The organism is Flavobacterium aquaticum (assembly GCF_003259835.1).
GTDB lineage: Bacteria > Bacteroidota > Bacteroidia > Flavobacteriales > Flavobacteriaceae > Flavobacterium > Flavobacterium aquaticum.
The window spans coordinates 163,253-188,481 of record NZ_QLMI01000006.1 but is presented as its reverse complement, the minus strand read 5'-3'; the positions used below and the strand labels follow the sequence as shown (position 1 = coordinate 188,481).

Annotated in this window: 17 protein-coding genes; 7 read left to right on the top strand and 10 right to left on the bottom strand. The window is 33.7% G+C overall.

The genetic code is table 11. The features are described from left to right. Window positions 1-66: 66 nt before the first annotated feature. Window positions 67-3,384: a PA domain-containing protein gene (locus B0I03_RS10675; RefSeq protein WP_111567426.1), complete on the top strand. Its 3,318-nt coding sequence runs from the start codon at window positions 67-69 to the stop codon at window positions 3,382-3,384. Window positions 3,385-3,637: 253 nt separating this feature from the next. On the opposite strand, the gene rpmA is transcribed toward B0I03_RS10675, so the two are convergent. Next, on the bottom strand, window positions 3,638-3,898 hold the full coding sequence (rpmA, locus tag B0I03_RS10670; protein ID WP_111567425.1) for a 50S ribosomal protein L27: 261 nt from the start codon (window positions 3,896-3,898) through the stop codon (window positions 3,638-3,640). A gap of 19 nt (window positions 3,899-3,917) precedes the next feature. Continuing rightward, window positions 3,918-4,340 carry a 50S ribosomal protein L21 gene (rplU, locus tag B0I03_RS10665; RefSeq protein ID WP_111567424.1) on the bottom strand — a complete coding sequence of 141 codons (423 nt, stop codon included), beginning with the start codon at window positions 4,338-4,340 and terminating at the stop codon, window positions 3,918-3,920. 188 nt (window positions 4,341-4,528) lie between these two features. Here rplU and B0I03_RS10660 point away from each other — a divergent pair, with 188 nt between their 5' ends. Beyond that, window positions 4,529-5,854: a M16 family metallopeptidase gene (locus B0I03_RS10660; RefSeq protein ID WP_111567423.1), complete on the top strand. Its 1,326-nt coding sequence runs from the start codon at window positions 4,529-4,531 to the stop codon at window positions 5,852-5,854. 12 nt (window positions 5,855-5,866) lie between these two features. After that, window positions 5,867-7,918, top strand: a complete 2,052-nt coding sequence (locus B0I03_RS10655) for an insulinase family protein (RefSeq protein WP_111567422.1) — start codon at window positions 5,867-5,869, stop codon at window positions 7,916-7,918. A 49-nt stretch (window positions 7,919-7,967) separates the two neighbouring features. Here B0I03_RS10655 and B0I03_RS10650 read toward each other — a convergent pair whose 3' ends face one another. Then, window positions 7,968-8,837 carry a DMT family transporter gene (locus tag B0I03_RS10650; protein ID WP_111567421.1) on the bottom strand — a complete coding sequence of 290 codons (870 nt, stop codon included), beginning with the start codon at window positions 8,835-8,837 and terminating at the stop codon, window positions 7,968-7,970. Window positions 8,838-8,947: 110 nt separating this feature from the next. On the opposite strand from B0I03_RS10650, the gene B0I03_RS10645 reads away from it, so the two are divergent. Further along, window positions 8,948-9,316 (top strand): heavy-metal-associated domain-containing protein, encoded by a 369-nt coding sequence (locus B0I03_RS10645; protein WP_111567420.1) that lies wholly within the window; start codon window positions 8,948-8,950, stop codon window positions 9,314-9,316. A gap of 34 nt (window positions 9,317-9,350) precedes the next feature. On the opposite strand, the gene gldD is transcribed toward B0I03_RS10645, so the two are convergent. From gldD to mutY, 4 genes are read right to left on the bottom strand one after another with little or no spacing between them, the layout of a single operon-like run. Next, window positions 9,351-9,911 carry a gliding motility lipoprotein GldD gene (gene gldD / locus B0I03_RS10640; RefSeq protein ID WP_111567419.1) on the bottom strand — a complete coding sequence of 187 codons (561 nt, stop codon included), beginning with the start codon at window positions 9,909-9,911 and terminating at the stop codon, window positions 9,351-9,353. Between the two features lie 2 nt (window positions 9,912-9,913). Beyond that, window positions 9,914-11,206 carry a gliding motility-associated protein GldE gene (locus B0I03_RS10635; protein ID WP_111567418.1) on the bottom strand — a complete coding sequence of 431 codons (1,293 nt, stop codon included), beginning with the start codon at window positions 11,204-11,206 and terminating at the stop codon, window positions 9,914-9,916. A gap of 15 nt (window positions 11,207-11,221) precedes the next feature. Beyond that, window positions 11,222-11,623, bottom strand: a complete 402-nt coding sequence (locus B0I03_RS10630) for a single-stranded DNA-binding protein (RefSeq protein WP_111567417.1) — start codon at window positions 11,621-11,623, stop codon at window positions 11,222-11,224. Window positions 11,624-11,661: 38 nt separating this feature from the next. After that, window positions 11,662-12,711, bottom strand: a complete 1,050-nt coding sequence (mutY, locus tag B0I03_RS10625; RefSeq protein WP_111567416.1) for an A/G-specific adenine glycosylase — start codon at window positions 12,709-12,711, stop codon at window positions 11,662-11,664. A 131-nt stretch (window positions 12,712-12,842) separates the two neighbouring features. Between mutY and B0I03_RS10620 the strand changes: the two genes are divergently transcribed. Both B0I03_RS10620 and B0I03_RS10615 read left to right on the top strand, forming a co-directional pair. Next, window positions 12,843-13,136, top strand: a complete 294-nt coding sequence (locus B0I03_RS10620; protein WP_008254909.1) for an HU family DNA-binding protein — start codon at window positions 12,843-12,845, stop codon at window positions 13,134-13,136. A gap of 260 nt (window positions 13,137-13,396) precedes the next feature. Beyond that, window positions 13,397-14,947 (top strand): Rne/Rng family ribonuclease, encoded by a 1,551-nt coding sequence (locus B0I03_RS10615; RefSeq protein ID WP_111567415.1) that lies wholly within the window; start codon window positions 13,397-13,399, stop codon window positions 14,945-14,947. A gap of 61 nt (window positions 14,948-15,008) precedes the next feature. Here the strand turns inward: B0I03_RS10615 and pbpC are convergent, their stop codons facing one another. The 3 genes from pbpC to B0I03_RS10600 all read right to left on the bottom strand — a co-directional run bounded on the left by pbpC (window position 15,009) and on the right by B0I03_RS10600 (window position 23,420). Then, complete coding sequence (gene pbpC, locus B0I03_RS10610) at window positions 15,009-17,393, bottom strand: penicillin-binding protein 1C (RefSeq protein WP_181452382.1); 2,385 nt, start codon at window positions 17,391-17,393, stop codon at window positions 15,009-15,011. After that, window positions 17,369-22,864, bottom strand: coding sequence for an alpha-2-macroglobulin family protein (locus tag B0I03_RS10605; protein WP_111567414.1), 5,496 nt, complete (start codon window positions 22,862-22,864; stop codon window positions 17,369-17,371). Before B0I03_RS10605 ends, pbpC begins: the two co-directional genes overlap by 25 nt. A 115-nt stretch (window positions 22,865-22,979) precedes the next feature. Continuing rightward, window positions 22,980-23,420 carry a nucleoside deaminase gene (locus tag B0I03_RS10600; protein WP_111567413.1) on the bottom strand — a complete coding sequence of 147 codons (441 nt, stop codon included), beginning with the start codon at window positions 23,418-23,420 and terminating at the stop codon, window positions 22,980-22,982. 42 nt (window positions 23,421-23,462) lie between these two features. On the opposite strand from B0I03_RS10600, the gene B0I03_RS10595 reads away from it, so the two are divergent. After that, window positions 23,463-25,229, top strand: coding sequence for a 1-deoxy-D-xylulose-5-phosphate synthase (locus B0I03_RS10595; RefSeq protein WP_245903020.1), 1,767 nt, complete (start codon window positions 23,463-23,465; stop codon window positions 25,227-25,229).

Sequence of the window (25,229 nt, the reverse complement as noted above, 5' to 3'; positions counted from 1 at the left end):
AATTTTTGATTTTCATGTAAAATGTTAATTTTGTTAGAATTATAATAATTTTAACCCCAAAATACTATGAAAAAACAATTACTAGTTTTGCTATGTGTTATGTTTGTTTTCACATTATCATTTGGTCAAACAAACACTGATCAAAAGAAGAGAAAGTCAAACACATCAAAAGAGGTTGTTGCTGTAAACAAGGAGTTGACAAAAAAACAAGCTAAAAAAGCAAGAAAAAAACATGCTAAAAATTTGGCTAATTCTCCTTACAAGAAAACTTTAATGCTTTCTAAAAAAGAAAGAAAAGCTTTAGGTATCCCTCCAAAAAAATATTACGAACACGAATGGGAATTAACAATGGATCCTGTTTTAGGGAAACCTACCCCTGAAAAACTAATCCAAGTAAGAGAACAATTACAAAGAGAACGCCAACATGCCCTCGCTAATGGTAGAACTCCAGGAGATGCTTCAGATAATAATTGGGTTGAAAGAGGTCCTAATAACGTTGGAGGTAGAGTTAGAGCAATTATGTTTGACCCAAACGATGCTACCTATAAAAGAGTGTTTGCTGGTGGTGTAAGTGGTGGTTTGTGGGTAAATAATGATATTACAACAAATACAGCTTGGACTCGAGTAAATGTTCCGGAAAACTTATCGGTTTCTGCAATTACATATGATCCAAATAACACGAATGTTTTTTATTTAGGAACTGGTGAATCTTATGTTGGTGGAGCTGTTAATGGAGATGGAGTTTGGAAATCTACTGATGGAGGAACTACTTGGACGAAAGTTTTTGGAGGAATAACAGGTCCTACATCTTTTGAATCAGCAGCAGGTTTGACAATTAATAGTCCAGCAGGAATTTCAGGAAACTATACTTGTTTTCCAACCACAGCTTTTGGTACTTTACCAGCTACTCCTTTAACTGCAGATATCGTTTTGGCAATTGATGCTACAGCTCCTATTTATGATGCTTGTCAATCATCAACTGTAGGTGCTACTTTAACAAATGCTGCAGCTTTAAATGGAAAGATTGCTTTAATCAGAAGAGGGTCATGCCCTTTTGTTTTAAAAGTTAAGGCAGCTCAAAATGCTGGGGCTATTGGGGTTATAATGATGAATAATGTTGATGGTACTCCAGTGGCAATGGGAGGAGATGACCCAACAATTACGATACCTTCAATAATGATTTCTAATGTTGATGGAGATTTGATTGAGGCTGCAGTGTTATCAGGAACGGTTTCGGGTACATTAAATCCAATTGTTAGAGGAGCTTTTACAGGAAATTTAGTGCCAGGTCAGCAACATATTAATGATATTAAAATTAGAAATAATGGAGGAGTGTCTGAAATATTTGTTGCTGTTGGAGATACATTTTATAGTTCTGCAAATCAAACAACATATTTAGGCGGTCCAGCTTATGGTTTGTATAAATCTATAGATGGTGGAGCTACTTGGAATTTAGTAACAATGCCATTAACAGCAGATAGAAATAAATACTGTCCAAATGAAATTGAAATTGGTTCAGATAATTCTGTTTGGGTATCTACAACAAGTAGTATTTTGTATGGTGATGGAGGAGGAACGATTTTTTCATCGACAAATGGAACAAATTTTACATTGCGTCATGAAGTGCCAAGCGGTAAAAGAACACAGATAGCTTTGTCATCCACTAATGTTAATAAAGTGTATGTCTTAGTTGAAGATTCGGTTACGGGAGAAGCAGATATTTATTTAACAACAAATGGTTTTACTTCTGTTGCAAGATTAGCTGAGCCAGCTGCTATACATGGAACAACTGCTACAGATTTTTGTAGGGGTCAAGCTTTTTATGATTTAACTATTAATGTGGATCCTGCTAACGATGCTATTGTGTATATTGGAGGAATTGATATTCACCGTTCAGCAAATAGTGGAACTACTTGGCAAACTATTTCTAAATGGTCTTCTGGATATGGAACAGGAGTGTCAGTAGTACATGCTGATCAACATGCAATGGTATTTAGACCAAATAATTCTAATCAAGCTATTTTTGGACACGATGGAGGTGTAAGTTATGCTTCAAATTTATCTGGAGCAGCGTCTTCAACTTCTGCGATAGCTACACGAGTTAATGGTTTAAATATTACACAATTTTATAGTTTAGGGGTTGCTCCAACTCAAGCAGTAAGTGGATTAACGGGGGAATATTTTGCAGCTGGAGCTCAAGATAATGGTACGCAGTATTTTGGAGGAGCTTCTGCAGGAATGAATGGAAGTGTTCAATCACAAGGCGGTGATGGAGCTTATACTATGTTTGATCAAGATACTGATAAGTATTATATTTCTAATTATGTATACAATGAAAGTATTAATTTGAGACCATTGCCTGGTTCTGCAGTTAATGCGAAGGTAATTGATAATGATTCAGATGTAAATAATGGTGCGTTTATTGCTCCTATGGTATTAGATTCGAATCTTGATTTATTGTACTCTGACTACACTTCAGCCGCTGGAGTTTTTCAAATTAGAAGATATGGAAATTTAAAGGGTGGTGGAAATGCGACTAGAACTACTTTTTCAAATGTTTTATTAACGTCGTCACCAACAGCTTTTGCGGTTTCGCCATATACAACTACTGCAACAGTTCTTTTAGTGGGAACAAGATTGGGTAAATTGTATAAAATTCCAACGGCTAATACTTATACTGGGAATTCAGCGACAACAGGAACTTGGGTTGAGATAACTGGTCCTAGTTTTGTTGGAAGTATTTCTGATGTTGAATATGGAGCTTCGGAAAATGAAATTTTTGTAACAATGCATAATTATAATGTAGTAAGTATTTGGTATACAAAAGACGGTGGAGCAACTTGGTCAAGTAAAGAGGGTAATTTCCCAGATATTCCTGTTAAGGCAATTTTGCCAAATCCGTTGAAAAATGTTGGCGGATTTGCAACTGAAGTCATTGTTGGTACTGATTTAGGAGTGTGGTATTCTAATAATTTTGATACAGCAACTCCTACATGGACACAGTCTTATAATGGAATGAGTAATGTTAAAGTTACAGATTTAGATATGAGAAATGATTACATGGTTTATGCGGCAACTTACGGTAGAGGAATATTTTCTGGAATGTTCACCAATGCAACACTTTCTTCTTCAGATTTTGCTTCTTCAGATAAGGTAAAAATTTATCCAAATCCGGCAACTGATTTAATCAATGTTTCGGTTTCTAATTATGTTGGGGATTTAAAAGTAGAATTGTTTGATATTAATGGAAGATTAGTTAAAACAAAATCTGTTGATTTTTCAGGAAATTATGCCTTGGATTTAAATGGATTGAATTCTGGAGTTTATGTTGTTAAATTATCAGGTTCAGAATTAAATCATTCAGAAAAGATTGTAATAGATTAAATGTTATTAAAGAGTTATGAAAAAAAAGCTAGTGATGTTTCACTAGCTTTTTTTATGATAATCAGGGTCGTTTTATTGTCGGGTTTAATTGTTTAAATTTTAGTTAGTGTAATGCTCTATTTAGTTGTTTTGAGCTTATTTAGTTGAAAATCCAGACGATTGGATTGTTTCTGAGTTTTCTAAGATTGCCCAAGGCTAGAATAAAAAAAGCCTCTCGAATGAGAGGCTTTAAATATGTTGCTAAATAAAATTATTAAGCTTCGAAAGGAACTACAGATACATAAGATTTGTTTTCCCCTTTTTTCTGGAATTTTACAACTCCATCAACTTTAGCATGTAAAGTATGATCTTTACCCATGTAAACGTTTTCACCTGGGTTGTGCTTCGAACCTCTTTGTCTAACAATGATGTTTCCAGCAATAGCAGCTTGACCACCATAAATCTTAACGCCTAAACGTTTCGATTCTGATTCTCTACCATTCTTCGAACTACCGACACCTTTCTTGTGAGCCATGACGTAATATTTTTAAATGTTATTCTTCAGTTTTTGGTTTTTTTGTTGCTTTAGCTTTTGGCTTAACTTCTTCAGCAGTTTCAGTTACTTCAACTTCAACTTCTTTTTTAGCAGCTTTTTTCTTAGCACCAGCAGCAACGATTCCTTCAATTAAAATTTGAGTGAAAGATTGTCTGTGACCGTTTTTCTTTTTGTAACCTTTTCTTCTTTTCTTTTTGAAAACGATTACTTTATCACCTTTTAAGTGTTGTAACACTTTGGCTTCTACTGAAGCACCTTCTACAGCTGGGGCGCCTAAAGTTACTGTTCCGTTTTCATCTAATAAAAGAACTTTGTCAAAAGAAACTTTGGTTCCTTCTTCTGAAGCTAAACGGTGAACATAAACCTTTTGGTCTTTGCTTACTTTGAATTGTTGCCCTGCTATCTCTACGATTGCGTACATAACAATGATTTTAGTTAAAAATTTTAAGGTTGCAAATATACAATAATTTCTAAACCAAACAACTATACTTATAAATAAAATGCTTCAAAACAGAATTTTAATATTTTTTATATAAAATTTTAATTCAAATTGTAACATTATCCCGAAATTGCGTCTTATTGTAATTATATCAAACAAATTAATAACGTATGAAAAAATCTTTAATGGCTTTGGGTACTGCACTAATGCTTGGCGGAACTGCCACTGCTCAAAAAGTAACATTCGAGGAATTTGATTTAGACAATGGATTACACGTTGTACTTCATCAAGATAATTCTGCACCTGTGGTTATTACTTCGGTAATGTATCATGTAGGAGCTAAAGACGAACAACCTAACCGTACTGGTTTTGCTCACTTTTTTGAACACCTTTTATTTGAAGGAACAAAAAACATTGGTAAAGGCGAGTGGTTCAAATTAGTTACAGCAAACGGAGGAAACAACAATGCTAATACTACTGACGATAGAACGTATTATTACGAAGTTTTCCCATCTAACAATTTAGAATTAGCTATTTGGATGGAATCGGAAAGATTAATGCATCCTGTAATTGATCAAAAAGGTGTTGATACACAAAATGAAGTAGTTAAAGAAGAGAAAAGATTACGTGTTGATAATCAGCCTTATGGGAATTTAATTAAAGCGGTTAAAGAAAACATGTTTAAAGTGCATCCATATAAATGGACAACCATTGGAGAAATGGAGCATTTAGATGCCGCTACTTTAGAAGAATTCTTAGCTTTTAATAAAAAGTTCTATGTGCCAAACAATGCAGTTTTAGTAATTGCAGGTCAGTTTGACAAAGCACAAGCAAAAGAATGGGTGAAAAAATATTTTAGTCCAATTCCTAAAGGAGCCCCAGTAACTCGTCAAAAAGTAGAAGAAGCGCCAATTACAAAAGAATTTAAAGCAACTTGGCAAGATCCAAACATTCAAATTCCGATGTTAGTGGCTTCTTACAGAACGCCTTCAATGAAAACACGTGATGCTAGAGTTTTAGATATGATTTCAGCTTATCTTTCTGATGGAAAAAGCTCTAAATTATACAAAAAGATTGTAGATGATAAAAAAATGGCATTACAAATTGGTGCTTTCAACTATAGTCAAGAAGATTACGGAATGTATTTAATCTATGGTTTACCAATGGGAGAAAATACGACAGAATCTATCTTAAAAGAGATTGATGAGGAAATCGTGAAAATGCAAAACGAATTAATTTCTGAAAAAGACTTTCAAAAACTTCAAAACAAATTTGAAAGTAATTATGTAAGTAACAATGCTTCTGTTGAAGGAATTGCGGATAATTTAGCAACTTACTATATGTTATATGGCGATATTAACTTAATTAATACAGAAATAGATATTTATCGTTCTATAACAAGAGAAGAAATTAGAGACATTGCAAAAAAATATCTAAACTCAAACCAAAGAATGATTTTAGATTATGTTCCTGCTAAAGACAAAGCTCAAAACTAAGATTTGAAGAATATGAAAAAATTTATATACATAGCGGCCAGTTTATTTTTAACAATAACTATGCAAGCACAAGACAGACCACAACCAAAAGCAGGACCAGCTCCTACTATCAACATCAACAAACCACAAAGTTTTGTACTTAAAAACGGTTTGAAAGTTTTAGTTGTGGAAAATCACAAGTTACCACGTGTTTCTTTTAATCTAACTTTAGATAACCCGCCTTATGCAGAAGGTAATAAAAAAGGAGTTTCTGATATTTTAAGCGGAATGTTAGGTAACGGAACAGAAACGGTTACTAAAGACGCATACAATGAAGAAATCGACTTCTTAGGAGCAGATATTAATTTTTATGCTTCTGGAGCTTCAGCAAACGGACTTTCAAGATATTCAAAAAGAATTTTAGAATTAATGGCTGATGGTGCTTTAAATCCATTATTTGATAAAGCTGAATTCGAAAAAGAAAAAGAAAAAATTATCGAAGGTTTAAAAGCTGATGAAAAAAGTGTTTCTGCTATTGCTCGTAGAGTAGAAAATGTTTTAGTGTTTGGAAAAGAACACTACAAAGGTGAATTTACAAGTGAAGAAACGTTGAAAAACGTAACTTTTGATGATGTAGTTTTAAATTACAATACTTACTTTGTTCCTGCTAATGCGTATTTAGTAATTGTAGGAGATGTTAATTTTAAAGAAGTTAAAAAAGAAGTAGAAAAACTTTTTGGTAAATGGAGAAAAGCTACGGCTCCTCAGTTATCTTATTCTGAACCAAAAGACGTTCAATACAGTCAAATCAACTTTATTGATACACCAAACGCAGTACAGTCTGAAATTGCTTTAGTAAACTTGTCAAACTTAAAAATGACAGATAAAGAGTATTTTTCAGTTTTATTAGCTAACCAAATTTTAGGTGGTGGTGGTGAAGGAAGATTATTCTTAAACTTACGCGAAAAACACGGTTGGACTTATGGAGCGTACTCTTCAATTGGAGCTGGAAAATATATCAATAAATTCCGTTCAAGTGCTTCTGTTAGAAATACAGTAACAGATAGTGCTGTTGTTGAATTTTTTAATGAATTAAAAAGAATCAAAACAGATTTAGTTTCTGAAGAAGATTTAAGAAATGCTAAAGCAAAATACGTAGGTAACTTCGTAATGCAAATTGAAAAACCTTCAACTATTGCAAGCTATGCGTTGTTTAAAGAAACTCAAGGTTTATCTGAAGATTTCTATGAAAACTACATTAAAAATATCAACGCAGTTACTGCAGAAGATATTAAAAATGCAGCTAATAAATATTTCTTATCAGATAAAACTAGAGTGGTTATCGTAGGAAAAGCAGGTGATGTTTTACCAGGTTTAGAAGCGATGAGCAAAAAAGAAAAATTACCAATTTTCTACTTTGATAAATATGGTAATCCAACAGAAAAACCAGAGGTTAAAAAACCAGTTCCTGCAGGAGTAACAGCTCAAACCGTTTTAAATAACTATATCAATGCAATTGGTGGAGAAAAAGCTGTTAAAAATGTAAAAACATTAGCAGTAATGTCATCTGGAACAGTTCAAGGAACTCCTTTAGAATTAGTAGTTAAAACAGCTCCAAAGAAAATGGGTGTTGAAATGAAAGCTATGGGAATGACTATGATGAAGCAAGTTGTAAATGAAAAAGAAGCGTATGCTGTTCAACAAGGTCAAAGAAAAGATTTTAAAGATCAAGATTTGAAAGATATGCAAGCGGAAGCTACAACTTTCAAAGAGTTAGCATTGTTAACAGATAAAGACGTTACTTTAACAGGTGTCGAAAATATTAATGGTGCTGATGCTTATGTGATTAAAAACGGAAAATCTACTTACTACTACGACGTAAAAACTGGATTTAAAGTTGCTGAATCTAAAGAATTAGAGCAAGGTGGTCAAAAAATGACTCAGACTACTTACTATCAAGATTACAAAGACGTAAAAGGATTGAAATTCCCATACAAAACCATCATGAATGTTGGTATCGAAATCGAATTAATTACTACTGAAGTTAAAATTAACGAAGGTGTAACGGATGCAGATTTCAAATAATAAACAAAACATGAAATTCAGAAAGCGCTCAAGAAATTGGGCGTTTTTTTTATTTCTTACTCGAAAAGTAAACCCCAACTAAAACAATCAAAGCGCCAAGTAATTGTATCACAGAAAGCGTTTCATTCATAAATAAATAACCTAAAATAAAAGCCACTACTGGAATAATATACGTAACCGAAGAAGCAAAAACAGGCGACGACAACTGAATTAATTTAAAGAATAAAATATTCGAAAATCCGGTTCCAACGATGCCTAAAATAGCAATAAAGCCTAATGAAGTTTGTACTTTAGTTTCTTGAATTACATCAAAAAAGCCAGTGAAATATAAAACGATTAAAGCTGGAAAAAACATAATCAAAAAGTTTCCCGTGCTAATCGTTAATGGTTTTAAATCAGATAAGTATTTTTTTATCAAATTGACATTGATACCATAAAAAATCGAAGCAATTACAATTAAGATAGCATAGTAATAGTTTTCAGTAGTGTTTTCTCCATCACCAAATAAAACCAACAAAGCACAGCCAATAAATCCAATAATAACTCCAAATACTTGACTTCGTTGCACGCTCATTCCAAAAAAGAGTAATCCAGCTAAAAGAGTATTTAAAGGAGTTAACGAATTTAAAATCGAACTAATCGAACCATCAATTTTTGAAAGTGCAAAAGCAAACAAAAAAGCAGGAATAAAAGTACCACACAAAGCAGTTAATGCAATGTATTTCCACTTATATAAGGGAATTTGAGGAATTTGTTTGAATCCAACAACAATTAAAAATATTGCTGCAAAAAGGATTCGCAAACTGCCTAATTGCACCGAGTTTACACCTTTTAAGCCCAATTGCATTAAGATGAAGGAGCTTCCCCAAACGCAGCCTAAAAAGCCTAATAAATACCATTTTGTCGAATTGTTTTCCATAGCGCTATTTTGTTCGTCAAAATTCAGGCTTTATTTTTAAAATAGCACTATGAAATTTTGTAATTTTGCATAGTCTTTATTTAGAGACTTTTAATTTAACATTTGTTCGTATGAAAAATTTAAAAAATATTGGTTTAGTGCTTTTAATGACACTTTCATTAGCAAGTTGTAAACAAGAAAACAAAGAAGTTGCAGTTGAAGAAACGAAAAAAGAAGCCGTTTCTGAAGCAGATTTAGCTAAAATGCAAACCGCAAGTTTTACTATCGACGGAATGACGTGCGCTATGGGTTGTGCTAAAACAATCGAAAATAAATTAGCTGGCCAAGAAGGTGTTGGGCAAGCGGTAGTAGATTTTGAAACTAAAATTGCAACTGTAAAATTCGACGCTGAAAAACAATCGTTAGAATCGTTAACCAAAACCATTGAAGGTGTTGCAGGTGGTGATTCTTACAAAGTAACGGAATCGAAAAAAATGTAATAAAAAAACGCCCTGATTATCTCAGGGCGTTTTTTTATTGTTTCCATTCCAAAGTTTCTAAAATTCTTCGCATATCTTCTTTTAGATATTGTGCAGCTGGTAAAATAGAATCGAAATTAGGTTTAGCATAAAAATATACACTTCCTACTATGAAGTTTTTTGTACTATCGGTAACGTAAAACTGAGCGTTTGTTGCTGCGTTTCCACCTACTTCATAAAACATTCCGTACACTTTTTTCTTATCGTTAATAAAAGGTTGCTCAATGATGTCATCTGCTTTAACCACGTGATTATAAGTTAATGTTTGAGCATCGCGCAATAATTTATCGATGTCATTATTAACTGGTTTATGTGTTAAATAAATGGTGGCTTTCATCTTTGGATAGTTAATCTCAAAAGCACAGGACTTATCTTTAATGTTAGCTAAATCATTTTTTTCAAAAGTAAAGCTACAATTCGAATTTAATTTAGAATATTTGGCTTTTGGATATTCTAAACTTAAATGTCCTTTTGGTTTTGGCAAGGTTTCATCTCCACAAGCAATCAAACTTAAAAATAATCCCAAACAGCTTAATTTTACTATATTTTGTATCATAATTACAATAACGTAACTTTTATTTGTTTTATTCTTCTCTTATCTACATTTTCGATGGTAAAAATAAGATTATGGAATGTTATTTTCTGTCTTTTCTTTGGAAAATTTCCAGAAATTTCCAGTAAAAATCCAGCTAAAGTCTCGGCTTCACCTTTTTTACTTTCAAATTCATTTTCATCCACTTCAATAATTCGATAAAAATCTTTCAAGCTGATTTTGCCTTCAAAAAGGAAATTTTTATCATCAATTTGAGAATAAATCAAATCTTCATCATCAAATTCATCACTGATATCGCCTACAATTTCTTCCAAAACATCTTCTAATGAAATAATTCCAGAAGTTCCGCCATATTCATCCACCACAACTGCTAAGTGACTTTTCATGCCTTGAAAATCTTTCAATAAATCGTCTAGCTTTTTATTTTCAGGAACAAAGAAAGGCTGACGCAACAATTCAGTCCAATTGAAATCTTCGCTATCAATATGTGGAATCAAATCTTTAATAAATAGAATCCCTTCAATTTGATCGATATTTTCTTTGTAAACTGGAATTCGAGAATAGCCTTTTTCTACAATTTTAGGCATTACTTGGGAGAAAGTCTCTTCAATATTCAAAGCAAAAACATCAATTCTTGGGCTCATTACTTGACGAACTTCGGTATTTCCGAAAGTTACGATGCCTTCTAAAATCTTCTGTTCACCATCAGTTGTGTCGGTCTGAGATGCCAATTCTAAAGCTTGTGAGAGTTGGTCTACCGAAAAATTTCCTTTTTGTACATTAAGTTTCTTCTCTATAAAAAGAATTCCGTTTCGCATTGGAACGCTTATTGGAGATAAAATATTATTTAAAATAGAGATTGGGATTGCTACTTTTTTGGCAAACTCCATATTGTTTCGATTGGCGTATATTTTTGGTAAAACTTCTCCAAAAAGCAAAATGAAAAACGTAACTACTACCACTTCTAAAATGAAACGCAACACAGAAGATTCAATTCCGTTGAATAAACGTCCGCTAAAAGAAGAGAAAATAATTACGATGGCAATATTTACAAAATTATTAGCTACTAAAATGGTTGCTAACAACTTTTTAGGTTTTTCTAATAATCTTGAAATAAGCGTTCCACTGTTGTAATCTTTATTTGAAATATCGTCAATATCTTTTTGAGATAAAGAAAAAAGCGCTACTTCTGAGCCCGATATAAAAGCAGAACAAGCAAGCAATATCATAATTGCTATTATTCCAAAAAGGAATTCAAAGTCTATCGAATGGAGAAAACTGGCAGGATCAGGATCCAAATTACATCAATTTAGTTAAACATTAAAATCGTCAGGTGCGCTGCCTGTTGGTAAAGATGACTTACTTAAATCGGTCTCTTTTTTGGTATTTAAGAATGTAAATTCTGTTACCTGAATTTCAGTAGTGTATTTTGTAGCACCGTCTTCAGCTTGCCATTGACGCGATTTGATTCGACCTTCAATGTAAATTTTATCGCCTTTAGAAAGGTATTTTTCGCAAATTTCGGCTGCTTTATTTCGAACAACAATGTTGTGCCATTCTGTAGAAGTAATTTTTTCTCCAGTAGTTTTGTTGATGTACACTTCGTTTGTAGCTAAAGGAAAACGTCCTATACAATTACCACCTTCAAAGTAGTGCATTTTTACTTCGTCACCTAAATGACCTATCAAAATAACCTTGTTTAATGTTCCGTTCATGGCTTATATATTTATTAGGGTTAATCAAAAATAGTAATTTAAAGTGAATTACAATAATTTGCAACGATAAAATTGTGAATTACTATTGGAAAAGGTAGTTTTTCAACTTCTGTAATTGGTTTTGAATCAGGTAATTTAGAATCGAATTGTACCTCAAAAAAGCGAATATTTAAATGTTGGTGCGATAGTTTATGAAGCTTAACATCATTGTGAAGCGAAATAACTTCAATCGGTTGTTTATTGAAGAATTCCATTTTAGAAACTTTACTTATAATTTCATTTTCCGATAATTGTAACTCGGTTTCAAAAACTGGAAATTCGTATAAATTTTCCCAAATTCCTTTTCCTTCACGTTTTTGAACGATAAAGTTAGAATCGGAATCTTTTAAAATTAAATAATTTAAGTAACGGGGCGTGACTTTTGTTTTTTTGGTTTTAACCGGAAGTTGGTTTACTTTTTTATATTGAAGTCCAGCACAACTCGAATTTAAGACACAAGCTTCACAATTTGGATTTTTTGGAACACATTGCAACGCACCAAATTCCATAATTGCCTGATTGAACAAAGCAGGATTCTTTTTGTCCAATACTTCTTGTGCTAGTTGTTGAAATTCTGTTTTGGTTTTGGGAAATGAAATATCACTTTCTACATTATAATAACGACTCAAAACTCGGAAGACATTGCCATCTAAGACAGCAACAGATTCATTAAATGAAAAAGAAGCGATGGCGGCAGCCGTATATTCTCCAACACCTTTTAATTGTAACAACTCTTTATAAGTAGATGGAAATTCGCCATTTAATTCAAAAGCAATGTGTTTTGCGGTAGCGTGCAAGTTTCTGGCTCTGGAATAATAACCTAATCCTTGCCATAATTTTAGCACTTTTTCTTCGTCTGCATTAGCCAAGTCAAAAACGGTTGGAAAAGCTTCTGTAAAAGATAAGAAATAAGGTAAACCTTGCGCTACTCGTGTTTGTTGTAGCATAATTTCTGAGAGCCAAATGTAGTACGGATTGGTTGTGTTTCGCCATGGTAAGTCGCGCTTATTTTGTAAATACCATTGAATTAAAGAGTTAGAAAATTCCATGTTTTTATATTGGGACAACAAAAATAAATCTTTAGTAATTAAAATTTAATCAATTATGATTGATTTATTGTTTTTTTAATTCTTATATTTGCAAACTCAAAAAAATACACAAAATATAAATACGAAAGAAAATGACGAAAGCAGATATCGTAGCGAAAATTTCAGAAAAATTAGGACTTGAAAAAGGAGATGTTCAAGCAACAGTTGAGACTTTTATGGAAGAAGTGAAAAACTCGTTAGAAACTGGTGACAATGTTTATTTAAGAGGTTTTGGAAGTTTTATTATTAAAACAAGAGCTGAAAAAACAGGAAGAAACATTTCTAAAAATACTACAATTAAAATTCCTGCACACAACATTCCAGCATTCAAACCTGCTAAAGTGTTTGTTGAAAGCGTTAAAGAAAAAACAGAAGTTACAGTATAAAAACTATTTATTAATCTAAACACCAACATGTTATGCCAAGTGGTAAAAAAAGAAAAAGACATAAGGTAGCAACTCACAAACGTAAGAAAAGAGCGAGAGCAAACCGTCATAAAAAGAAAAAGTAGTTTAAAACTACTTTTTCTTTTTTAGAAAAAAGTTCATTGAAATGAATCAATTTTAAATTGATTCCCAGGTACAACTGCCTGTAAAAAATGTTTAATCCATCTGTTCGCCTTGGCGAATGGATAAAAATGTACTGCATGAACAAAGAGTTAATTATTAGATCTGGTTCAGACGCTGTAGATTTTGCCTTATTAAAAGATGGAAAACTAATAGAATTACACAAAGAAGAAGAAAAGCAAAGCAATTTTGCGGTTGGTGATATTTTTATTGCCAAAATCCGTAAACCTGTTGCTGGTTTAAATGCCGCTTTTGTGAATTTAGGTCATGAAAAAGATGCTTTTTTGCATTATCATGATTTAGGTCCTAATCTTCCTTCTTTAATGAAATTCATTAAACTTGTAAGCGCAGGTAAATTAAAAGATTATTCACTCAAAAATTTTCCTTTTGAAGCTGAAATTGATAAAGATGGTGCTATAACTGACATTCTAAGCGCCAATCAATCAGTTTTAGTTCAGGTGGTGAAAGAGCCTATTTCGACTAAAGGTCCTAGAATTAGTTCTGAGATTTCATTAGCCGGAAGATATGTAGTTTTAGTTCCTTTTTCAGATCGCGTTTCTGTTTCACAAAAAATAGAATCGAGAGAAGAAAAAGACAGATTAAAACGATTGGTTCAATCTATCAAACCAAAAGGATTCGGTGTTATTGTGCGAACAGTAGCCGAAGGCAAAAAAGTAGCCGAACTTGATAAAGATCTACAAACACTGCTCGACCGTTGGTCGGCAATGAGCAGAAGATTACAAACTGCACATCATCCATCAAAAGTATTAGGAGAACTTAATAAAGCCTCTTCTATCTTACGAGATGTATTCAATGATACCTTCACTGGTATTCATGTTGATGATGAAGATTTGTATCTTGAAACGAAGGAGTATTTGCAAGAAATAGCTCCCGACAAAGTGTCTATCGTAAAACACTATCAGTCTAAGGAACTGCCTCTTTTTGAGAAATACAATATTGAACGACAAATAAAAACGTCTTTTGGAAAAACAGTTTCCATGAGCAAAGGTGCTTATTTGATTATTGAACATACCGAAGCTTTACACGTTATTGACGTGAACAGTGGAAATCGTTCAAGCAAAGCAACTAGCCAAGAAGATACTGCTCTAGAAGTAAATATGATTGCTGCAGCTGAAATTGCACGTCAGTTACGACTTAGAGACATGGGCGGAATTATCGTGGTGGATTTCATTGATATGCAAAATCCAGAAAACCGCAAAGTATTGTACGATTTCTTAAGAGAAGAAATGAGTGACGATAAGGCCAAGCATAAAATCTTGCCTCCTAGCAAATTTGGATTAATTCAAATTACTAGACAAAGAGTTAGACCAGAAGTTAATATTAAAACAAGAGAAGAAGACCCTAACAATGAAAACGGGGAAATTGAAGCTCCAATTTTAATCATCGACAAAATAGCGTCTGACCTTGAACGCATTATAAAAGACCATAAAAAAGTTGTGCTTAACGTACATCCATTTGTGGCAGCATACCTTACTAAAGGTTTTCCATCATTACGTTCGAAATGGTTTTTCGAGCATAAGAAATGGGTGAAAATTATACCTCGTGACGCTTACACGTATCTAGAATATCATTTCTTCGATAAAGAAGGAAATGAAATTATAGTAAAATAATATGGGATGTATCCTGTAAAAATAAAAACCGCCTTTCGAAAGATTGGCGGTTTTTTTGTTTTTATTCACTTTCAAATTGTACTTTTCTCCTGATTTCGTTACCAAATTCATCTACTACGGTAATAACATGAAATCCTGTTGTAGCAAAAATAGGTTTCTCATGGAAGGTTTTTGTGTTTCCTACATATTTATCATCTAAATACCAAAATAACTCAGCATCTGAATTAGAATGTGCTACTTTGATAATGGCAGGTTGTAGTTTGCTTTCAAAATCTTTAGTTAATATAATTTTAGTGTTAGCTTTTGGATAGATAAAATCCATACGTTTGTCTTGTAAAGCATCAACGCAATCGCTTCTAAAAGGCGGTAAATTTTGATAATTTACATTTTTACTTTTATAATACCATTCCATAACCGGAGGCAAAACAAACCAAGATTTAACCACCATTTCATCAACACTTTCGCAATTACTATTTACTCTAAATTGCTGGTTTTTATCTAAATGAATAATTTTATGATACGGACAATTATCCGTTTTTTTAGCTGTTTTTGGAATCCATTGTTTTATTTTCGGGCAATGGTCTTGTGCTAAATAACCCGAAAGCTCACAAACTTCAACAGGATCTAAATCGTTATACGGCATTTCAAACCATTTCGATTTTGGTAACAACCTGAAAACATCAAATAAAATCGGAGCTGCACTATCAACTCCAGTTAATAATGGTCTTCCTTCACCTGTAGCATTTCCAACCCAAATTCCTACTACGTAATCTTTAGTTACACCAATTGCCCAAGCATCTCTGCTTCCAAAACTTGTCCCTGTTTTCCATGCGATTTCTAATGAAGAATCGTAGAATTTCCAAGCTTCATCACCTTCAGGTCGGTTGACTTCTTTCATCGCATTGAATGTTTGCCAAATAGCGCCAGCACCAAAAATGTTTTTCTGACGTGAACTACTGCCAAAATCAGGTTGAAAATTAGCATCGTAATTCAAATTTTGCATTTCATTTTTTCGATATTTAGCATCGTTTTGATTGAAATACGTTAGCGTGGAAGACATATAAGCATAGGCTTTACACAAATCCCATAAATTCGATTCCGCTCCTCCTAAAATCAAGGATAAGCCGTAATTTGAAGGCTGACGATTCACATTTCGCAACTTCAATTGTTGCAATTTTTCATAAAACTGATTCACAGAATAATCTTGCAACATCAAAACCGACGGAATATTCAATGAACGCGCCAAAGCTCTACTCGCAGGAACAGCGCCATCATAAGTTAAATTAAAATTCTGAGGCGAATACCCTGAAATTTGGGTTGGAACATCAGGAACCAAAGTTTGTGGCAAAATATAACCATCATTCAGCATGGCGGCGTACAAATACGGTTTCAAAATACTGCCTGTACTTCGTGGCGCTTCAATGACATCGACATCTTTTTGATGTTCTTTGTCGGTTGGACTGTTTCCAACATATGTAATTACGTTACGCGTTTTTACATCAACCACCAAAACAGAAATATTATACACTTGATTTTGCTTGTAATAGTTATAATATTGTTTTACAATTTCGTTCGTGCGTTCTTGCAAATCTAATTGAATGGTGGTTTTTATTTTTTCTGCCGGATGTTCTTTTGCTACTTTTTGAACCAAATGAGGCGCAATTTGCGGTACATCAAACGGCTTTTGAGGCAAACTTTCTTGTAATGATAATTCGTAAGTTGCTTTGTCTATGACTTTATCGTTATATAATTTCTTTAGTAATCGATTACGTTTTGCTAATAATCGCTCCTGATTTTTTCCTGGATAAATTAAACTTGGCGCATTAGGTAAAACCGCTAAAGTAGCTGCTTCAGCCCATGATAATTGATGCGGTTGTAACCCGAAATATTTCCAAGATGCCATTTCTAACCCTACTACATTACTTCCAAAAGGCGCATGCGCACAATACAGTTCTAAAATTTTATCTTTCGAATGACGAAATTCTAATCGAGTTGCGAGAATCATTTCGATTCCTTTTTCAAAATAGGAACGTTTTTTTCCATTTCGGTGCAAACGAATCACTTGTTGGGTTAAAGTACTTCCTCCTCGAACTACACGATTTGCTTTTCGATTTTGCTTAAAAGCATGATACATCGAAATTGGGTTAAAACCAAAATGTTTATAAAAATGTTGGTCTTCAAAAGCAACAATACATTTCTGAAATTTATGTGGCACACTATCACTTTCTGGAAAACGCCATTGTCCATCGGAAGCAATTTTAGCTCCTAAAAGTTGCCCATCTTGACTTTCAATTACAGTGGAATAGTTGTTTTCAAAAAGTTGTCTTGGGAGTGAGAAATAGTAAACCACCACAAGCAATACGCTTATGGCAGTTTTAATTTTATTATTTCTGATTTTAGTTTTTAATCGAGTAAACCAACTTACTCTTTCACTATTTGCACCCATTGTCCTTTGGTTCTTGCCAAATAATTATTGTCGTACATCGCTTCACATTGTACTCCAGGGAAGTAATATTTTCCTAAATAAGTTGCATTTAACAACATGGTAAACGTTTTGGTTTCACCAGCTCTGATTCCAAAATAGAATTGCGTTCTATCATCGCGAATATCAATGTAATCGGCTTTGATTTCGGCATAACTTCCAAAATCGGTATAACGTGAGTTCATGATTTCAAATCCAGAAGGAACAATTTGTGAAAGTGCTACATTCTCTAATGTTTCGTCCGATTGATTTCTAATAGTTACTTGCGCTACGATTTCTGTTCCTTGTTTAACCGAACTTAAATTTAAAACAGTTCCTTTTCTATCTTTATAAACTACAGATGTCGAGAAGTTTTTCTGAATTTCTTTTTCTTGTCCAACAGGTAAAATTCCACTATTCAATACACGAACATAAAGCGTTCCACTGTTTTTATTTTGAATCGTTACCGAATTAGAACCGTATTTCGCAACTAAATTTCTATCGACAAATGCTTTTTTAGAACTCACTGTTTCTGATTTTCCAGCTATAGAATATGTCATATTCACACCTTTTCCTCCATTTTTAAGTGCGAATTTTGACATCGCATACAATCCAAAAGCAGTAGTTTGCGTACTCATATAACGATTAGACGATAAATCTTTGGCTAATTTGTTTGCCATTTCATACGCTTTCGTTTTGTTATCTATCAAAATGTACGTTTCTAAAACCATCGCTCTATTTCGTTCTTCTGAACCATAGTAATAATCTACATATCGTTTATCATCTTGAACAGTTGTTGTTCCTATCAACGACAATGCGGCTTTCTTTTGACCTGCTAAAGCATAAGCGGCTGCTAATCGTAATTTCGATTCGTTTGAAATTCCAGTAGTTTCTCTTAATCTGTTCATTGAACCCATATCGGCTGAACCTGCTAATGCTAAGGTATATAAACGATACGCTTGAGCAAAGTCGTTACGATATTGCGCGTTGAATCGCCATTTTTTTGCTTCGGATTGTTGGTACGAAATCCATTTATTTTTAAATCCGATAGGCAAAACATAACCTTTTTTCTCAGCTTCAATTAAGAAATGTCCCGCATAAGAAGTTGCCCAATCATCCACATAATTATTGCCTTGCCAATAACTCAATCCACCATTTGATAGTTGGAAATTGCCCAATTTTTGAATTCCAGCATTGATATTTCGTTGAATTTCTGCTTTTTTGTTCGCATCAACATCCATAATATCAGCCAAATATAATTGTGGAAATACAGCCGATGTTGTTTGCTCAACGCAACCATGAGGATACTGAATCAAATAACTCAATCGTCCATTGAAATTAATGGTTGGAAAAGACGAAACTTCTAATCTTGCTTTGTTACTTCCTGCAACTCCAAACGTTTTCCAATTAATTGTTTTGGAGCCGTTTGCCGGAATTACCATGTCTACGTAATCATTGGTAACTGGATTTGGATTCGTAATATCAACTTCCACAGCATAGGTCGATTTTTCTTTTCCTGATGTGGCAATGACTTCTATTTTTCCGATACCTGTTGCGCTTCCAACTTCTAAATTAAAGTACACCACTTTTTCATCTGGCGAACTGAAGCTTACATTTTGAGTTGCATTTCCAATGATTCGTACTCCGTTATTTGTTTTTAGTTGCACATTAACGTTTTTCACTTGGCTTTCCATTGCGAAAACAGTCACAGGCAACATAATTCTTTCGTTTGGAGAAATTTTTCTTGGTACCGAAGCTAGAACCATAACCGGTTTTCTCACAAAAGAAGTTTTTTCTACACTTCCGTAAGCACTTGTTTTAGCATCTCCAGCTATAACCATTGTTCGTACAGAACCAACGTAATTTGGTAAAGTAATCGTATGCGATTTGGTTTGCCCTTTTTCTAATTTGAAAGGTCCTAAATAAATGACAACTGGTTTGAATCGGTTGGCTTTTTTGGCGTTTCCACCTGCTAAATCTTGGTCACCACCAATGCTGAAAATTTGATTGATTTTTCCACCATAAGCACCAATTACATCATCGTAAACATCCCAGGTTTTTACACCTAGCGCTTGTCTTGAATAGAATTTTTCCCACGCATTTGGTGTTTTAAATCGGGTTAAATCCAACAAACCATCATCTACAATTGCAATGGTGTATGTCATTTCTTTACCTGATTTTTCACTTACTTTCAAATTTGTTTTTTGCTCCGGTTTTAATACCGAAGGAATTGTTACTTCTGGCTCTAAAACGGTATTTTTATTGATAACTTCTACTGGCAAAATTCCGTACATCCTAATTGGCGTATCGTTTATCGTAGAAGCGTGTGGTTTTAACAACGAAATATGGAAATACACATTTGGTGCCATATCACCTGTGATAGGAACTTCCACTTGCGTTTCGCCTTTTTTAGTGGTTGCCCAAAGTGTTTTGATGACTTTCGAACCGTTTTCAATTGAAATTAAAGCTCTTCCGCCTTCACTTGACGGGAAAGAAACGATTGCGTTTTCTCCAACATTGTATTTTTCTTTGTTGGTTGTAAATACCAACATATTTGCCGTTTCGCTACTTCCTTGACGCGATTTTCCTGACCAATATGGCCAATCGATATACGAAGTTAAACTCGTTGCGTGACCATCATTCGTGTCTTCTACTCGAATTAAATATCTTCCCCAGTCGGCTTCAGGAATTTTAAATTGAACACTTGCTTTTCCTGACGCATCAGTTGAAACCACATAATTTCTATATGCGGTTGTTACTTCCGAAGAATTATATTGTGATAAATCATCTCCGTCAGAATTCCACCACCAACGCCATTCAACTTTATAGACACGAACTTCTAAATTTTTAACTGATTTTGGTTTGCCCAATTCATCTAAAGTTACAATGTCGTATCTGTTTACTTTATCAGTTTCTAATAAGCCGTATTTGTTAGGTTCAGGTGCTTTAATTCCAACATACGTTTTAAATGGAGAATACGTTGCTGTAGCCACATCAGTACTAAAATCACCACCATTTTCAAAGGCTTTTGTTTGGAAAACCATTTTAAGTTTTCCTGGTGCTTGACTGGTAATTTTTGGTTGAATTGCTACTTTAGCTTTTCCAAAATCATTTACTTTTCCTGAAAAAACATTTACTTCTTCGGTATAGAATTTGCGTACTTCGTCATCAAAATCATATTTTTCATACTTTTTGAAAACGGTTTGTTGCTCTAGAAATTTGGCTTGCATTTCTACTTTCAGATTTTTCGCAACTGCTCCATGCAACCAAGCTACTTCGACTTCGCCACCGTTTAGTCTATTGCCAGAAAGTTGTTTGTCAGCGAAAGTATTTTTGATTTTTAAACGGTTTGGCTTGATGGTTTCAATCTTGATGCTTTTGTAAAAATGTACGCCACCTACAGAAATTTTAACTTCCCAATTTCCTGTTGGGTCACTATCTTTTGTGGCTAATTTGAATTTGTAATGATTCCAGCCATTGTACTTTTGAACCATTTGGTAACGCATTTTTCCTTGCGGATCGCTTAACTTAAAAGTAATTGGGTGCGATTTTTCTAATTTGCTTTCCACATCATTCAACATGAAAGCCAAATGCAAAGTATCTCCGGGACGCCAAACACCTCTTTCACCATAAATAAAACCTTTTAAGCCTTTTTGTAATTCTTCGCCACCGACATCAAAATTACTTACCGATAAAGATTGCCCTTCATCTAACTTCACATAAGTGGTGTTTTTATCTTTAGAAACAATCGCAAAAAAAGCATATTTTTTCAACTCGGTTTTAGCTATTCCTTCACTATCGGTTGTGATAGTTCCTAAAAGTTGTTGTTGAAAATTATACAATTCAATTTTAGCTGATGCAACCGGCTGTGTCGAAACAATATTGTTTACCGCAAAAACATACGAACCGTTTCCGCCACGTTTTGCAATAACTCCTAAATCAGAAGCAATAACATTCGTGAAAATAGTGTTATTATAATAGTACGAATCGGTACAAGGATCTTCTCTTTCGTACCAATCATAACCTTCGTAATAGTAATCGTCGTAATAATCTTGACTGCTTCTTACTTCATCGTCTTGTTCTTCCTCTTCTTCATTTCCTTCATCAACGTAAGCCGAAGTACATTTGTAAAGCGAATATTTACGTTTATAAGATATTTCAACACGATAAATAGCACCAGGATTTGGCGTGATTATCTTAGATAAATCAATAGCATACGCATTCCATTTGCTAGAATTTTGCAATTTATTTTTATTTAATGCGATAGTTTTTTTAACGATTGGCTGCGCAACTTTTCTTAGATTTTGACTTCCGTTTAATTCGTTATCTTGAAGGAATTGAAGAATATTGTTTTTGTAAATTTGGTACACTTTAACGTCAACCGCACTAAGATTTACCGATTCAAAATTGATTTTTAAGTTGTTTGAACTTGGCAAAATAGTTCCGCTTTTTATGAAACGAACTCCAGGTTTTACTTGTTCGAAAGTAACTTTTTCGGAGAAGTTTTGTTTCATTTTATAGCCGTCTTCGCTTTCAATTCCTTGAAAAACTTCTACTAAAAGTTCGCCTTTTAAAGGTTCGTTGAAAAACACTTTTAGTAAATTTCCTGCTGTTGCAAAACGTAAATTAAGAGCCGATTCAACTTGCACTAAACCAGAAAAATCTTGATCTCTGTTTAATGGATCTGAAAAATTTAACAATAAAACTTGATTGTTGTCTTTCTCAACTTCAGCTGAAACAATTTTGAAATTACTTTTTCCGGGAATATCATAAAGCATTTCGCCTTTTTGGTCGATATCAAATGGAGTTCCATCCCAAGAAATTTTAATTTTACTGTCTTCGACTTGTCTTTTTATGCTATCGATTACAAATTTGTATTCCTTTTTATTGCTTAATTCTTTGACAAACTTAACCTTAACCGATTTATCTTCTTGATTAACAGAAATAAGTTTTTTAGCGGTTTCAAAATCCAAATCATCGCTCGACGTAATTACTCCGTTTAAATATTGGTAATCTTTACTATACGATTGCAAATCATTTGTCGTTACCATAAAATCTTGCTTTATGGTTTTAATTGTGAAATTGAAATCTTTTAATTTGCTAGGAACATTTGTTAATTCCGACAAATGCAGTGTAACTTGATATTCCTTGTTTTGGTCTAATTTTTTTTCTGGAATAAAAGCGATGGTATTATTCGAAAGCGCCACTACTTTTCCATCAACACTTGGGCTAATGGTAAACAAATTTTCATCTAACTCTTCGTTGGTTGTCCATTCTTTTTTATCAAATGCTAAAACTACTCTAATGTCGCTGTTTGCCGAGACCAATCCCGAACTAAAGTTGAGAATATACGCTTTGAACTGAGAGAAATCAGAATTGAAATCTTTAGCGCTTTTAGAGCACGACAAAGCTACAATCAATACAAATATCAATTGTAAAAAACGAGTTGTTTTCATTTGGAAGGAGATTAGAGAGTTAGTTTGTTTTTGTTCTCAAATTAGCAATAACAAAAACCGTGCAAATTCTTATGTAAATATAAAAATATTTTTTGAATAAAATCCTTACAAAAATTTATCGCTTATTTTTAAAAAATGCTTTCATCAAATCAGCACATTCTTTTTCCAAAACTCCTGAAATTACTTGGGTTTTCGGGTGTAATTGCGTTCCCATTTTTTGAAAACCACGATTTTCATCGGAAGCACCAAAAACAATTTTAGAAATTTGCGACCAATACAAAGCGCCAGCACACATTTGGCAAGGTTCTAAAGTCACGTACAATGTGCAATCTTTTAAATATTTTCCACCTATGAAGTTTGCAGCACTGGTTATGGCTTGCATTTCGGCATGAGCGGTAACGTCGTGAAGTAATTCGGTTAAATTATGCGTTCGAGCAATGATACGATTATCTATCACAATAACAGCTCCCACTGGAATTTCACCTTTTTCAAAAGCAATTTCGGCTTCTTGTAAGGCTTTCTTCATAAAAAAGGCGTCGGTAAAAATATTCTCCATAAGTACAAAAATACAACAACCAATTCTTACTTTTGTGCTGTGATGGAAAATTTGCTTTCAAAAATTAACAAGCCTATCGATTTAAGGAAACTTCCTGAAAATCAACTACCTCAATTGGCCAAAGAATTGAGAGACTTTATCATTGATATTGTTTCAAAAAAAGAAGGGCATTTGGGTGCGAGTTTAGGCGTTGTCGAATTAACGATTGCGCTTCATTACGTTTTCAACACACCAGAAGATTTACTGGTTTGGGATGTGGGTCATCAAGCGTACGGACACAAAATCTTAACCGAAAGACGCGACATTTTCCATACCAACAGAGAATTAAACGGAATTTCAGGTTTTCCAAAACGTAGTGAAAGTGTTTATGATACGTTTGGTGTAGGGCATTCTTCAACTTCAATTTCGGCTGCTTTAGGAATGGCATTGGCATCGCAATTAAAAGGTGAACTTGAAAAACAACACATTGCAGTGATTGGAGATGCTTCAATCGCAAGCGGAATGGCATTTGAAGGCTTGAATCATGCTGGAGTTACTGATGCGAATTTATTGGTTATTTTAAACGATAATGCCATTGGAATTGACCCAAGCATTGGTGCTTTGAAAGATTATTTGACAGCCGTTAAAGAAGGCAAAAATCCAAAACAAAATAACATTATAAAATCCTTGAATTTTGATTATTCAGGACCAATAGATGGTCACGATTTACCAAAATTGATTTTAGAATTAGAAAGATTAAAATCAGTAAAAGGTCCGAAATTCTTGCATGTTATAACTACCAAAGGCAAAGGATTACAATTAGCTGAAGAAGATCAAGTCAAATATCACGCGCCAGGAAAATTTGATGCTGAAACTGGCAAAATTCATCCGAATGACGAATCGCATTTGCCTCCAAAATTTCAAGATGTTTTCGGACATACATTAGTAGAATTAGCAAAGCAAAATGAAAAAATCATTGGAATTACTCCAGCAATGCCAACAGGAAGTTCCATGACCTATATGATGGAAGCTTTTCCAAAACGTGCAATTGACGTAGGAATAGCTGAGCAACACGCCGTTACTTTATCCGCTGGAATGGCAACGCAAGGAATGATAGTTTTTTGCAATATTTATTCCACTTTTTTACAACGCGCGTACGATCAAGTAATTCATGATGTTGCTTTGCAGAATTTGCCTGTTATTTTTTGTTTAGATAGAGCAGGTTTGGTGGGTGAAGATGGCGCAACACATCATGGCGTTTTCGATATTGCGTATTTGAATTGTATTCCCAATATAATTATTGCCGCTCCAAAAGACGAAATGGAATTGAGAAACATAATGTTTACGGCTTCTGAAGGACTGAACCATCCGATTGCAGTTCGTTATCCAAGAGGAAGAGTTGAAAATGTGAATTGGGAGCAACCTTTTGAGAAAATGGAAATCGGTAAAATTGTAACGCTTCAAAAAGGAAGTAAAGTTGCGATTTTATCTACGGGAACCATTGGTAATAACGTCACAAAAGCCTTAAAAGAAGTTGAAACTTCAAATTTATTTTCGCATTATCATTTTCCTTTTATAAAGCCATTAGATTTAGATTCTTTAAAGTTAATTATAAATTCTCACGAGCACATTATTACTATCGAAGATGGCGTAATTAAAGGAGGCTTTGGAGAACAAATTAGTGCAATTATTGCAACAAATAATTTCAATAAATCTATCATAAATCTCGGAATTCCTGATTCATTCATAGAGCATGGAACAGTTTTTGAGTTACAACAACTTTGCAAAATCGACGTTAAAAGCATTATTCAATTATTAAACACATTCTAA